12 protein-coding genes are annotated in these 13,813 nt (G+C 58.6%); 10 read left to right on the forward strand and 2 right to left on the reverse strand.

Translation table 11 applies throughout. From position 1 onward, the window contains the following. The 3 genes from ftsE (at nt 1) to rpoH (ending at nt 2,840) form a co-directional block, all read left to right on the forward strand. Entirely contained in the window at nt 1-669 is a 669-nt protein-coding gene (gene ftsE / locus ACQUTP_RS16340) for a cell division ATP-binding protein FtsE (RefSeq protein ID WP_004202097.1), read from the forward strand. Continuing rightward, nucleotides 662-1,717: a permease-like cell division protein FtsX gene (gene ftsX, locus ACQUTP_RS16345; protein WP_002920816.1), complete on the forward strand. Its 1,056-nt coding sequence runs from the start codon at nt 662-664 to the stop codon at nt 1,715-1,717. The genes ftsE and ftsX overlap by 8 nt, the downstream gene beginning before the upstream one ends. A gap of 268 nt (nt 1,718-1,985) precedes the next feature. Further along, a complete protein-coding gene (gene rpoH, locus ACQUTP_RS16350; protein WP_002920815.1) occupies nt 1,986-2,840 on the forward strand; it encodes an RNA polymerase sigma factor RpoH in 855 nt (284 codons plus the stop codon). A 45-nt stretch (nt 2,841-2,885) separates the two neighbouring features. On the opposite strand, the gene ACQUTP_RS16355 is transcribed toward rpoH, so the two are convergent. Next, nucleotides 2,886-4,409: a PLP-dependent aminotransferase family protein gene (locus ACQUTP_RS16355; RefSeq protein ID WP_004202101.1), complete on the reverse strand. Its 1,524-nt coding sequence runs from the start codon at nt 4,407-4,409 to the stop codon at nt 2,886-2,888. Nucleotides 4,410-4,527: 118 nt separating this feature from the next. Here ACQUTP_RS16355 and ACQUTP_RS16360 point away from each other — a divergent pair, with 118 nt between their 5' ends. From ACQUTP_RS16360 to livJ, 3 genes are all read left to right on the forward strand, one after another. Then, nucleotides 4,528-5,793 carry a 4-aminobutyrate--2-oxoglutarate transaminase gene (locus ACQUTP_RS16360; RefSeq protein ID WP_004202103.1) on the forward strand — a complete coding sequence of 422 codons (1,266 nt, stop codon included), beginning with the start codon at nt 4,528-4,530 and terminating at the stop codon, nt 5,791-5,793. A 147-nt stretch (nt 5,794-5,940) separates the two neighbouring features. Continuing rightward, the gene (locus tag ACQUTP_RS16365; protein WP_017899980.1) at nt 5,941-7,185 is read left to right on the forward strand and encodes an aromatic amino acid transport family protein; all 1,245 of its coding nucleotides are present in this window, start codon (nt 5,941-5,943) and stop codon (nt 7,183-7,185) included. A 257-nt stretch (nt 7,186-7,442) separates the two neighbouring features. After that, nucleotides 7,443-8,546, forward strand: a complete 1,104-nt coding sequence (livJ, locus tag ACQUTP_RS16370; RefSeq protein WP_002920812.1) for a branched chain amino acid ABC transporter substrate-binding protein LivJ — start codon at nt 7,443-7,445, stop codon at nt 8,544-8,546. 324 nt (nt 8,547-8,870) lie between these two features. On the opposite strand, the gene panM is transcribed toward livJ, so the two are convergent. After that, nucleotides 8,871-9,254 (reverse strand): aspartate 1-decarboxylase autocleavage activator PanM, encoded by a 384-nt coding sequence (gene panM / locus ACQUTP_RS16375; RefSeq protein WP_004202106.1) that lies wholly within the window; start codon nt 9,252-9,254, stop codon nt 8,871-8,873. A 423-nt stretch (nt 9,255-9,677) separates the two neighbouring features. Here panM and livK point away from each other — a divergent pair, with 423 nt between their 5' ends. From livK to livG, 4 genes are all read left to right on the forward strand, one after another. Further along, a complete protein-coding gene (livK, locus tag ACQUTP_RS16380; protein ID WP_002920808.1) occupies nt 9,678-10,787 on the forward strand; it encodes a high-affinity branched-chain amino acid ABC transporter substrate-binding protein LivK in 1,110 nt (369 codons plus the stop codon). A 61-nt stretch (nt 10,788-10,848) separates the two neighbouring features. After that, a complete protein-coding gene (livH, locus tag ACQUTP_RS16385; RefSeq protein WP_002920807.1) occupies nt 10,849-11,775 on the forward strand; it encodes a high-affinity branched-chain amino acid ABC transporter permease LivH in 927 nt (308 codons plus the stop codon). Next, nucleotides 11,772-13,049, forward strand: a complete 1,278-nt coding sequence (livM, locus tag ACQUTP_RS16390) for a branched chain amino acid ABC transporter permease LivM (RefSeq protein WP_135712312.1) — start codon at nt 11,772-11,774, stop codon at nt 13,047-13,049. Before livH ends, livM begins: the two co-directional genes overlap by 4 nt. Next, complete coding sequence (gene livG, locus ACQUTP_RS16395; RefSeq protein ID WP_002920803.1) at nt 13,046-13,813, forward strand: high-affinity branched-chain amino acid ABC transporter ATP-binding protein LivG; 768 nt, start codon at nt 13,046-13,048, stop codon at nt 13,811-13,813. Before livM ends, livG begins: the two co-directional genes overlap by 4 nt.

Here is a 13,813-nt window from a genome sequence, read left to right on the forward strand (position 1 = left end):
ATGATTCGCTTTGAACAAGTCAGCAAAGCCTATCTCGGTGGGAGACAAGCGCTGCAGGGGGTGAACTTCCACCTGCAGCCGGGCGAGATGGCGTTTCTGACCGGCCACTCCGGCGCAGGGAAAAGTACCCTGCTGAAGCTTATCTGTGGTATCGAACGGCCCAGCGCCGGCAAAATCTTCTTCAGCGGTCATGAAATCAGCCGCCTGAAGAGCCGTGAGGTGCCGTTCCTGCGCCGCCAGATCGGCATGATTTTCCAGGACCACCATTTGCTGATGGATCGCACCGTGTATGACAACGTGGCGATCCCGCTGATTATCGCCGGCGCCAGCGGCGATGACATTCGTCGCCGCGTCTCGGCGGCGCTGGACAAGGTCGGGCTGCTGGACAAAGCGAAGAACTTTCCGATTCAGCTCTCCGGCGGCGAGCAGCAGCGCGTGGGGATCGCTCGCGCGGTGGTCAACAAGCCGGCGGTACTGCTGGCGGATGAACCGACCGGTAACCTCGACGAGGCGCTCTCGGAGGGGATTTTACGTCTGTTTGAAGAGTTTAACCGCGTCGGGGTGACGGTACTGATGGCCACGCACGATCTGGGGCTTATCTCCAGCCGTCCGTACCGCGTGCTGACGCTCAGCGACGGCCATCTGCATGGAGGCATTCGGGGTGAATAAGCGCGACGCAATGAACCAAATCCGCCAGTTCGGCAGCAAGTTCGATCGCCTGCGCAACGCGGCGGGCGGCGGCGGCGGCGGGCGCAATGCGCCAAAACGGCCGAAAGCGGCGCCTAACCCGGCCTCGCGTAAGAGCAACGTGTTCAACGAGCAGGTGCGCTACGCCTGGCACGGCGCGCTCCAGGATTTAAAAAGCACACCGCTGGCCACCTTCCTGACGGTGATGGTTATCGCCATCTCGTTGACCCTGCCAAGCGTCTGCTACATGGTCTACAAAAACGTCAGCAGCGCGGCGTCACAGTACTATCCCTCGCCGCAGATCACCGTGTATCTGGAAAAAACGCTGGATGACGACGCCGCGGCGCGGGTGGTAGGTCAGCTGCAGGCGGAGCAGGGCGTCGACAAGGTGAACTATTTGTCACGTGACGAGGCATTGGGTGAATTCCGTAACTGGTCCGGCTTTGGCGGCGCCCTGGATATGCTGGAAGAGAACCCGCTGCCGGCGGTCGCCATCGTGGTGCCGAAGCTGGATTTCCAGAGCACGGAAGCGCTGAACACCCTGCGCGATCGGGTATCGCGGATCCAGGGGGTCGATGAGGTGCGGATGGACGACAGCTGGTTTGCCCGCCTCTCCTCGCTCACCGGGCTGGTGGGCCGCGTGTCGGCGATGATTGGCGTGCTGATGGTGGCGGCGGTGTTCCTGGTGATCGGCAACAGCGTGCGCCTGAGCATCTTCGCCCGCCGCGATACCATTAACGTGCAGAAACTGATCGGCGCCACCGACGGCTTTATCCTGCGTCCGTTCCTCTACGGCGGGGCGATGCTGGGCTTCTCCGGCGCGTTTTTATCGCTGATCCTGTCGGAGATTCTGGTGATGCGCCTCTCGTCGGCAGTGACCGAAGTGGCGAAGGTGTTCGGCACCCAGTTTGAGCTAAGCGGCTTAGGCTTTGACGAGTGTCTGCTGATGCTGATCGTCTGCTCGATGATTGGCTGGGTGGCCGCCTGGCTGGCGACAGTGCAACATTTACGTCACTTTACTCCCGATTAAAAAAAGCGTGATATAATCTTTCCCTGCTGCAATGAGTTCCTGTTCGCAGGGAAAGATACGCAAGCTTGTTCTCCTTTTCCTGCCCTCACTTTTTCATCGTGGTGTCACATTTTGTGCGTAATTTATTCACACCGTTGCATGGAACTTGTGGATAAAATCACTGTCTGATACTAATGTGAGTGATATTCTCGTTGCTCATGAATGCTGGCATGCTTGTTGCCTGATGGGGACAAGACCACGTCAGAAGATATCAATTGAGAGGATTTGAATGACCAAAGAAATGCAAACTTTAGCTTTAGCCCCCGTTGGTAACCTGGAATCGTATATCCGGGCCGCTAACACTTGGCCGATGCTGTCGGCTGATGAAGAGCGGGAGCTTGCTGAAAAGCTGCATTACCAGGGCGATCTGGAAGCAGCGAAAAAGCTGATTCTGTCTCACCTGCGCTTTGTTGTTCACATTGCTCGTAACTACTCGGGCTATGGCCTGCCGCAGGCGGATCTGATCCAGGAAGGCAATATCGGCCTGATGAAAGCCGTGCGTCGCTTCAACCCGGAAGTGGGTGTGCGCCTGGTCTCCTTCGCCGTGCACTGGATTAAAGCCGAAATTCACGAATACGTGCTGCGCAACTGGCGTATCGTGAAGGTCGCTACCACCAAAGCACAGCGTAAGCTGTTCTTTAACCTGCGTAAAACCAAACAGCGTTTGGGTTGGTTCAACCAGGATGAAGTGGAAATGGTGGCCCGTGAGCTGGGCGTGTCGAGCAAAGACGTCCGCGAGATGGAATCCCGTATGGCGGCCCAGGACATGACCTTCGACATGTCGTCCGACGATGAGTCCGACAGCCAGCCGATGGCGCCGGTCCTGTATCTGCAGGACAAAACGTCAAACTTTGCCGACGGCATCGAAGACGATAACTGGGAAGAGCAGGCGGCGAATAAGCTGACTGACGCGATGCAGGGCCTGGACGAGCGTAGCCAGGATATCATCCGCGCCCGCTGGCTGGACGAAGACAACAAGTCCACGCTGCAGGAGCTGGCTGACCGCTACGGCGTCTCCGCAGAGCGCGTGCGTCAGCTGGAAAAGAACGCCATGAAAAAACTGCGTGCCGCGATCGAAGCCTGATACGCTACCCCTGCCTGACGCCAGGCAACCCGATAACGCCCCGCCTCAGGTTGGGGCGTTTTGTTTTTCTGCGCCATCCATGGGCCGCAGCACCTCTGGACAGTGCGTCCGCAGGCAGCCGATCAGCACGCTGAACGCCGGCGCCATCTGCTCCTCGGGCTGGCTGGCAAATCCCATCAATAATCCTTTCTTACGCGCCGCCGTCAGGTAGTAGCGCGAGAGCGGCCGCACCAGAATGTGGCGCGCATTGGCCTCGCGGGCGATCGCCACATCGTCAGCCTCTTCCGGTAAATTGAGGATCAAATGCAGCCCGGCATTATCGCTGAAGTCCGACAGGGCGTCGGGCATACAGTGCCGCTGAATCAGCTCGGTTAAAAAGGCGCGGCGACGGCTGTAGAGCAGGCGCATGCGGCGGATATGGGCCGAGTAGTGACCAGCGGTAATAAACTCCGCCAGCGCCATCTGGATCAGCGAATGGCCGCCGCGGTAAAGCTCGGCGTGGGCGTGCTTCAGATCGCTGACCAGCGGACGGGGGATCACCACATAGCCCAGACGCAGGCCGGGATAGAGCGTTTTACTGAAGGTGCCGATATAGACCACCGGCGCGTCGGCCACCAGCCCCTGCAGGGCGGGGATGGGCTGGCCGGAAAAGCGAAACTCGCTGTCATAATCATCTTCGACGATCCAGCTCCCCTGCTGGCGGGCGAGCGCCAGCAGCCGCTGACGACGTTCAAGGCTCATCACTGCGCCCAGCGGATACTGGTGAGAGGGGGTGACAAAGATGAGCCGCGGCGCATCGTCAACCGTTTCCGGCGGACACAGGCCGTTGGCATCGACGGTCAGGGGCTCCGCCCGGACGTCGTTCATCGCCAGCAGGTGGCGAATGCCCCAGTAGGAAGGCTCCTCCACCCACGCCAGATCGCCGCTGTCGCACAGCATGCGGGTGACCAGATCGATAGCCTGGTGGATCCCCTCGGTGATAAGAATTTGATCTGCCTGACAGTGGACGCCGCGCGATACCCGCAGATAATCCACCAGCGCCTGCTGCAGCTCCGGGGTACCGCCGTTGCAGCTGTAGCTGAGCCGCTCGGGCTTTGGCCGACGGCTGATGCGCGCCTGGATCTTGCTGAACAGCGGATGGGGAAAGGCGTTAACGTCCGGTACGCCGGGAATAAACGCTCCCCACTGGCGCGGGCTGGCGCTGACCTGGCCGAGCAGGTGCTGGCCGCGGCGTGAAAGATGCGCCGTCGATGTCGCGATGCTGCTGTTTTCCCGCTCACCCTTAGCGGTCAAGGAACTTTCAGAGGCGGTTTGGGCAACGAATGTTCCGCTTCCCCTACGGGAAACCACATATCCTTCCGCCAGTAATTGTTCATAAGTTGTTAATATGGTGTTTCTTGATACGCCGAGTTCTCCCGCCAGGTCCCGCGACGGCGGCAGGCGGCTTTGCGGCGCCAGCGAACCGTCAAGGATCGCGCGGCGAAGCGCGTTGTATAAGCGTTTGTGCAGAAGAGGGTCGCGCTCTTCCTGCAGACGGACCAGCACCAGGTCACCCACCAGCGAACGCAATTGGATCCCTCAGATATTCAAAATTGGTACTCGATTATAGGGCCAACTCCTGTGTAAATAAACGACATCGTTTCTAATTTGTTGCGATAACGTGACATACACGACAGGAGATTCGCAGGTGAAAAGCTCAGAACTGAATCAACGTCGCCAGCAGGCGACGCCGCGCGGCGTAGGCGTAATGTGTAACTACTTTGTCGAGAAGGCGGAGAACGCCACGCTGTGGGATATCGAAGGCAATGAGGTGATCGATTTCGCCGCCGGTATCGCCGTGTTAAATACCGGTCACCGTCATCCGAAGGTGGTCGCCGCGGTCGCTGACCAGCTGCAGGCGTTCACCCACACCGCCTATCAGATTGTGCCGTACGAAAGCTATGTCACGCTGGCGGAACGTATCAACGATCTGGCGCCGATTGACGGGCCGGCAAAAACGGCCTTCTTCACCACCGGCGCGGAAGCGGTCGAGAACGCGGTGAAAATTGCCCGCGCTTACACCGGTCGTCCGGGGCTGATAACTTTCGGCGGCGGTTTCCACGGCCGTACCTTTATGACCATGGCCCTCACCGGTAAGGTCGCACCCTACAAAATCGGCTTCGGGCCGTTCCCGGGCTCGGTGTATCACGGTGTCTACCCGAATGCGGCGCATGGCGTGACCACCGCGGATGCGCTGAAAAGCCTGGAGCGCATTTTCAAAGCGGATATTGCGCCGGATCAGGTCGCGGCCATCATCCTCGAGCCGATCCAGGGGGAAGGCGGCTTTAACGTCGCGCCGGCCGATTTCATGCAGGCGCTGCGCGACCTGTGCGATACCCACGGCATTCTGCTGATCGCCGATGAAGTGCAGACCGGTTTCGCTCGTACCGGCAAGCTGTTCGCCATGCAGCATTATGATGTGAAACCGGATCTGATGACGATGGCGAAAAGCCTCGCCGGCGGTTTCCCGCTGTCGGGCGTCGTTGGTCGCGCCGAGGTAATGGATGCCCCAGCGCCAGGCGGACTGGGCGGGACCTATGCCGGTAACCCGCTGGCGGTGGCCGCGGCGCACGCGGTGCTGGATGTGATTGCCGAAGAGCAGCTGTGCCAGCGCGCTGAGCAGCTGGGTAGCCATCTGCAGGAAGTGCTCAACCAGGCGCGCGCCACCTGTCCGGCGATTGTCGATGTCCGCGGCCGGGGGTCGATGGTGGCAGTGGAGTTTAACGATCCGCAAACTGGCGAGCCGTCGCCGGAGTTCACCCGCCAGGTGCAACAGAAAGCGCAGGAGAACGGCCTGCTGCTGCTGAGCTGTGGCGTCTACGGCAACGTGATCCGCTTCCTCTATCCGCTGACGATTCCGGATGCCCAGTTCTCGAAAGCGCTGGATATTCTGGCGCGCGTACTGAAGAGCTAACGTCTCCCCGGCGGGCTGCGGCGGCAGGGAAGCCGAACAGAAACAGGACGCCGCAGCCGGCTGTTTATGCTCAGCGTGAGTGGTTTATCACCCTGATATCACCTTTTTTCCGGCGGTGAAAACCGCCGGAGTAAAACGGAAAGTATTATGTCTGAAAACTCCACCTTTTCTCCCGTCCTCACCGGCCGGGAACGTACGGCTGTCCCTGCAAAATCTCTGAGCTTCGTCGAAGGGGTATCGATGATTGTCGGTACCAATATTGGCGCGGGTGTCCTCTCTATCGCCTATGCGTCAAGCAAAGCGGGCTTTTTACCACTGCTGTTCTGGCTGGTGCTGGTGGGTAGTCTGACCACGGTGACCATGCTCTATGTCGCGGAATCCACGCTCCGCACGCGTAAACATCTGCAGCTCAGCGGATTATCAAAGCGCTACGTCGGCGGCTTCGGCGCGCTAATGATGTTCCTCTCCGTCTGCGTCAACAGCGTCGGGGCATTGACGGCTTATATGACCGGCAGCGGCAAGCTGCTGCACTCGCTGTTTGGCATCTCGCCGGCGCTGGGCAGCGTGCTGTTTTTCGTCCCGGCGGCAGGGGTGCTCTATCTGGGGCTGAAGGCGATCGGCCGCGGCGAGAAATTTATCAGCATCGGCATGGTGGTGATGATCTCGGTGCTGGTGATTGCCACGCTGCTGAAAGAGACCACCCGCGTGGGCTATCTGCTCGACGGCAACTGGCTGTATATGGTTCCGGTCTTCAACGTCGTGGCGTTCTGCTTCTCGGCACAGTATATCGTCCCGGAAATGGCGCGGGGCTTCGCCGACAAACCGGAAAAATTGCCTAAAGCCATTATGGTCGGCATGGCGCTGACCTTTACCCTGCTGGCGCTGGTGCCGCTGTCGGTGATCTCGCTTAACGGCCTGGAGAATATTTCGGATGTGGCCACCATCTCCTGGGGCAGGGCGCTTGGCGAATGGGCCTTCTTCTCCGCCAACCTGTTTGCGCTGTGCGCGATGTTGACCTCCTACTGGGGACTGGGCGGCAGCTTCCTGACCAATATCTTCGATCAGTTCCGCCTGGGGAATGACGAACAGCCCGCCCGTCGCCTGATGGTGCTGCTGGTGGTGGCGATCCCGCCGTTCGCGCTGGCCTACAGCGGCATGGTCTCCTTCGTCAACGCGCTCTATTTTGCCGGGGTGTTCAGCGGCGTTATTTTATCGATTATGCCGATCCTGATGCTCAAGGGCGCCCGCCAGCGTGGCGACCTGACGCCGGGCTGGACCTGTCCGGCCTGGATGACCCATCCGCTTATCCAATGCTTCATTGTGTTGTTGTATCTTTGCAGCGCCGTCTACGCGATAGCGTCCGCGGTAGGCTACCTGCCCGCTGGCTGGTAATTAGGGCCTGTTTTGCACCGCGTCCGGTTCATGCTGGCGCGGTTTTTTTATTTGTCACTTATCTGTTACATAGCCCGCAATTTAGTCGTTTCAAATTCCTCAGAATGACGGTATGTTTAGCATAGTGTGCTGCAAAAGCGCGAGCAGCCCCCGGTAGATTAGCTATCATATGCTTTTCCTATCGATATAAACAAAATAATGCGCTAACAAACAACATCACAACAAATGCAAAAACCATAATAATGGGGAGCCTCAGGATGAATATGAAGGGTAAAGCGTTACTGGCAGGATGTATTGCCTTAGTTATGAGCAGCGCGGCGCTGGCGGAAGATATCAAAATCGCGGTAGTCGGGGCGATGTCCGGCCCGGTGGCCCAGTACGGCGATCAGGAATTTACCGGCGCCGAGCAGGCGGTAGCGGATATCAATGCTAAGGGCGGCATTAAGGGCAATAAGCTGCAGATCGTAAAATATGATGACGCTTGCGACCCGAAACAGGCGGTAGCGGTCGCCAACAAAGTGGTCAACGACGGGATCAAATACGTTATCGGCCACCTGTGCTCCTCTTCCACTCAGCCGGCGTCTGATATCTATGAAGACGAAGGCATTCTGATGATCACCCCGGCAGCAACCGCGCCGGAGCTGACCGCGCGCGGCTATAAGCTGATCCTGCGCACCACCGGACTGGACTCCGACCAGGGACCAACCGCGGCGAAATACATTCTCGACAAAGTGAAGCCGCAGCGTATCGCAGTGGTGCATGACAAACAGCAGTATGGCGAAGGTTTGGCCCGTGCGGTGCAGGATGGCCTGAAAAAAGGCGGGGCGAACGTGGTCTTCTTCGACGGGATCACCGCCGGTGAGAAAGACTTCTCCACGCTGGTAGCGCGCCTGAAGAAAGAGAATATCGACTTCGTCTATTATGGCGGCTATCACCCGGAAATGGGCCAGATCCTGCGTCAGGCCCGCGCTGCCGGTCTGAAAACCCAGTTTATGGGCCCGGAAGGCGTAGCGAACGTCTCCCTGTCTAACATCGCCGGCGAGTCGGCGGAAGGTCTGCTGGTGACCAAGCCGAAGAACTACGACCAGGTGCCGGCGAACAAACCGATTGTGGATGCGATCAAGGCGAAAAAACAGGATCCGAGCGGCGCCTTCGTCTGGACCACCTACGCGGCGCTGCAGTCGCTGCAGGCGGGCCTGAATCAGTCTGACGATCCGGCGGAAATCGCTAAATACCTGAAAGGCGCGACCGTGGACACCGTGATGGGCCCGCTGTCATGGGATCAGAAAGGCGACCTGAAAGGATTCGAGTTCGGTGTCTTTACCTGGCATGCGAATGGTACGGCGACCGACGCCAAATAATTTAACCGGCGCCTTTCACGCTGCAAATGCGTTGTCTGCGACCCTCAACCCCGGTCACTTACTAATGTAAGCTCCCGGGGATTTCGGGTGTTGACGCCTTTTTGCAACACGAAATGCTGGGTTAAATGGGCGGGGCGCCTTTCACGCTGCAAATGCGTTGTCTGCGACCCTCAACCCCGGTCACTTACTAATGTAAGCTCCCGGGGATTTCGGGTCTTGACGCCTTTTTGCAACGCGAAATGCTGGGTTAAATGGGCGGGGCGCCTTTCACGCTGCAAATGCGTGGTCTGACCCCGGTTGCGCTGCGCTTACCGGGGCTACAGCTTAATGCTTTTCCCAACCGGTGTGCTGGGCGCTAAAGCCGAGTGCCTGCATAAAGGCCGCCATCACGCCGCGGTCTTCCACCCCGCGGTCGGCGACGCGCCAGCTATTGATCGTCGGGTTATCCCGTAAGGTCTCTTCCACTAAGTATTGCCCGACGCCGCGGCGGCGGGTCACTTCACGCACGCACAGATCGCTGAGCTCACCTTCGACGCCGCGCAGGGTAACGCGCACGGCGCCCAGCAGGCGCTCGTTAAAGCGGGCGGCGTAGAGACGATGGTTTTCATCAAGGGTCAGCGTCGACAGATCCTGCGACGGCCAGATTTTCCCCAGATCAATGCGATCCTGATCGCTGAAGTGCTGTAAACGGATAATGGTCAGTTTCATGGGCGGCAAGTCCAGTGCAAAACAGAGGCGCCAGTGTACCCAAAATTGCTGTCTGGCGGAGCGCTGTTTTTTGCGCATACATCAGGGGATTCGTTTTCCTGGCGTTGTTGGGGTAGCGCAATCCGTCATGGATCGAAAAATAAGCAGAATTTTAACCTAATGTGCAGCGTTTTATTCCGCCTTATGTGTCGTTATTTTATGCTGCCGCATGGACTTTTTTTTGTTTATCTTCAGCAAAATACAGAATATTATCTTTGCTTAATCGACTGAAAAATAGAGATTTTAATCTGTTTTTTAGTGAAAAGCTGCGCTAAACCATTAAACTCAATGGTAAAAATGGCGTTGTTTAATAAAAGCACAGAATGCTTTTTAACCATAAAAATACAAAACATTTACACCACATCACGAACGGGGTTCTGCAGCATGAAAAGGAACGCGAAAACCATCGTCGCGGGCATTGTCGCATTAGCGATGTCGCACGCGGCGATGGCCAAGGATATTAAGGTCGCCGTGGTCGGCGCGATGTCGGGTCCGGTGGCCCAGTGGGGCGACATGGAGTTCAATGGCGCGCGTCAGGCGATTAAAGACATCAACGCCAGCGGCGGCATTAAGGGCGACAAGCTGGTGGCCGTCGAATACGACGACGCCTGCGATCCGAAGCAAGCGGTCGCGGTAGCCAACAAAATCGTCAACGACGGTATTCAGTACGTTATCGGCCACCTGTGCTCCTCTTCCACCCAGCCGGCTTCCGATATCTATGAGGATGAAGGCATCCTGATGATCTCCCCGGGAGCGACCAACCCGGAGCTGACCCAGCGCGGATACCAGTACATCATGCGTACCGCCGGCCTCGACTCCTCGCAGGGGCCGACCGCGGCGAAATATATCGTCGAGAAAGTGAAACCGCAGCGTATCGCTATCATTCATGACAAGCAGCAGTACGGCGAAGGGCTGGCGCGTTCGGTGCAGGACAACCTGAAGAAAGCCGGCGCCAACATCGTCTTCTTTGACGGCATCACCGCGGGTGAAAAAGATTTTTCCGCCCTGCTGGCGCGCCTGAAGAAAGAGAACATCGACTTCGTCTACTACGGCGGTTACTACCCGGAAATGGGGCAGATGCTGCGCCAGGCGCGCTCCGTCGGGCTGAAAACCGTGTTTATGGGGCCGGAAGGGGTCGGCAACGCCTCGCTGTCCAATATCGCGGGCGCCGCGGCGGAAGGGATGCTGGTGACAATGCCAAAACGCTACGATCAGGACCCTGCCAACAGCGCCATCGTCAACGCGCTGAAAGCGGAGAAGAAAGATCCGAGCGGGCCGTATGTCTGGATCACTTACGCCGCGGTTCAGTCGCTGGCGCAGGCGATGGACAGAACCGGCAGCCAGCAGCCGCTGGATTTAATCAAAGATTTGAAAGCGCACGGGGCGAAAACCGTGATTGGGCCGCTGACCTGGGATGAAAAAGGCGATCTGAAGGGATTTGAGTTTGGTGTCTTCCAGTGGCACGCCGACGGCTCTTCGAGCGCGGCGAAATAAGCGCTGAAGATGAGTTATCCCTCCGCCCGCGAACCGCGGGCGGTTTGAAAAAGGTTACCTTATGTCCGAGCAGTTTCTCTATTTTCTGCAGCAGATGTTTAACGGCGTCACGCTGGGCAGTACCTATGCGCTGATCGCCATCGGCTATACGATGGTGTACGGCATTATCGGCATGATCAACTTCGCCCACGGCGAGGTCTATATGATTGGCAGCTATGTCTCCTTCATGATCATCGCCGCGCTGATGATGATGGGCATCGACACCAGCTGGCTGCTGGTCGCCGCCGGCTTCGTGGGCGCCATTGTGATTGCCAGCGCCTACGGCTGGAGCATTGAGCGCGTGGCCTATCGGCCGGTGCGTAACTCTAAACGTCTGATTGCGCTGATCTCCGCTATCGGGATGTCTATCTTCCTGCAGAACTACGTCAGCCTGACCCAGGGCTCCCGCGACGTGGCGCTGCCGAGCTTGTTTAACGGCCAGTGGGTCGTCGGCCACAGCGACAGCTTCTCTGCGACGATCACCACCATGCAGCTGGTGATCTGGGTGGTGACTTTTATCGCCATGCTGGCCCTGACGCTGTTCATTCGCTACTCGCGGATGGGGCGCGCCTGCCGCGCCTGTGCCGAAGACCTGAAAATGGCCAGCCTGCTCGGGATTAACACCGACCGCGTTATCGCCCTGACCTTTGTCATCGGCGCAGCGATGGCGGCGGTGGCCGGCGTGCTGCTGGGGCAGTTCTACGGCGTGATTAACCCCTACATCGGCTTTATGGCCGGGATGAAGGCCTTCACCGCCGCCGTGCTCGGCGGTATCGGCAGTATTCCGGGCGCGATGATCGGCGGCCTGATCCTGGGGATTGCCGAAGCGCTCTCTTCTGCCTATCTCAGCACTGAATATAAGGACGTGGTTTCCTTCGCGCTGCTGATTCTGGTGCTGTTAGTAATGCCGACCGGCATTCTGGGCCGCCCGGAGGTTGAAAAAGTATGAAACCGATGCAAATTGCAATGGCGCTGCTCTCTGCTGCGATGTTCTTCATTCTGGCGGGCGTCTTTATGGGCGTGCAGCTGGAGCTGAACGGCACCAAACTGGTGGTGGATACCGCCGCCGATATTCGCTGGCAGTGGATCTTCATCGGCACCGCGGTGGTCTTTTTCTTCCAGCTGCTGCGGCCGCTGTTCCAGAAAGCGGTTAAGAACGTCTCCGGGCCGAAGTTTATTATGCCGGCGATTGACGGCTCAACGGTGAAGCAGAAGCTGTTCCTGATCGCCCTGCTGGTCATTGCCGTGGCCTGGCCGTTTATGGTGTCGCGCGGCACGGTGGATATCGCCACCCTGACGATGATCTATATCATCCTCGGCCTCGGGCTGAACGTGGTGGTCGGGCTTTCCGGCCTGCTGGTGCTGGGCTACGGCGGGTTCTACGCCATCGGCGCCTACACTTTCGCGCTGCTGAACCACTATTACGGTCTTGGTTTCTGGACCTGTCTGCCGCTGGCCGGCCTGGTCTCCGCGGCGGCTGGCTTCCTGCTCGGTTTCCCGGTACTGCGTCTGCGCGGCGACTACCTGGCGATCGTGACCTTAGGCTTCGGCGAGATCGTGCGTATTCTGCTGCTCAACAATACCGAAATCACCGGCGGGCCGAACGGCATCAGCCAGATCCCGAAACCGACCTTCTTTGGCCTCGAATTTAGCCGTAGCGCCCGCGAAGGCGGCTGGGATACCTTCAGCAACTTCTTCGGCCTCAAATACGATCCCTCCGACCGGGTGATTTTCCTCTACCTGGTGGCGCTGCTGCTGGTGGTGCTGAGCCTGTTCGTTATCAACCGCCTGCTGCGGATGCCGCTGGGGCGGGCGTGGGAAGCGCTGCGTGAAGATGAAATCGCCTGTCGTTCGCTGGGCCTGAGCCCGACGCGCATTAAGCTGACCGCCTTTACCATCAGCGCCGCGTTTGCCGGATTTGCCGGGACGCTGTTCGCCGCGCGCCAGGGTTTCGTCAGTCCGGAATCCTTTACCTTCGCCGAGTCCGCCTTCGTACTGGCGATCGTCGTGCTGGGCGGGATGGGCTCGCAGTTCGCGGTGATCCTGGCGGCTATTCTGCTGGTGGTGTCGCGTGAGCTGATGCGTGACTTTAACGAATACAGCATGTTAATGCTCGGCGGCCTGATGGTGCTGATGATGATCTGGCGTCCGCAGGGGCTTCTGCCAATGACGCGCGTGCAGTTGAAGCTGAAAAACGGTCAGGCGAAAGGAGAGCAGGCATGAGTCAGCCATTATTATCCGTCAGCGGCCTGATGATGCGTTTCGGCGGTCTGCTGGCCGTCAACAATGTGTCGCTGGAGCTCAGAGAGCGCGAGATCGTCTCGCTGATCGGCCCCAACGGCGCCGGGAAGACCACGGTCTTTAACTGCCTGACCGGTTTCTACAAGCCTACCGGCGGCACCATTCTGCTGCGCGACCAGCATCTGGAAGGGCTGCCGGGCCAGCAGATTGCCCGGATGGGCGTGGTGCGGACCTTCCAGCACGTGCGTCTGTTCCGCGAAATGACGGTGATTGAAAACCTGCTGGTGGCGCAACATCAGCAGCTGAAAACCGGACTCTTCTCCGGTCTGCTGAAAACGCCGGCCTTCCGTCGGGCGCAGAGCGAAGCGCTGGATCGCGCGGCCACCTGGCTGGAGCGTATCGGCCTGCTGGAGCACGCTAACCGCCAGGCCAGCAACCTGGCCTATGGCGACCAGCGCCGGCTGGAGATTGCCCGCTGCATGGTGACCCAGCCGGAAATTCTGATGCTCGATGAACCCGCGGCGGGGCTGAACCCGAAAGAGACCAAAGAGCTGGACGAGCTTATCGCCGAGCTGCGTAACCATCACAACACCACCATCCTGCTTATCGAACACGATATGAAGCTGGTGATGGGCATTTCCGATCGTATCTACGTCGTGAACCAGGGGACACCGCTGGCCAACGGGACGCCGGAAGAGATTCGTAATAACCCGGACGTGATCCGCGCATACCTTGGTGAGGCATAA

The sequence above is a fragment of the Klebsiella sp. 2-CIP_Kleb. genome (assembly GCF_050378715.1).
In the GTDB taxonomy this organism is placed as follows: Bacteria; Pseudomonadota; Gammaproteobacteria; order Enterobacterales; family Enterobacteriaceae; genus Klebsiella; species Klebsiella quasipneumoniae.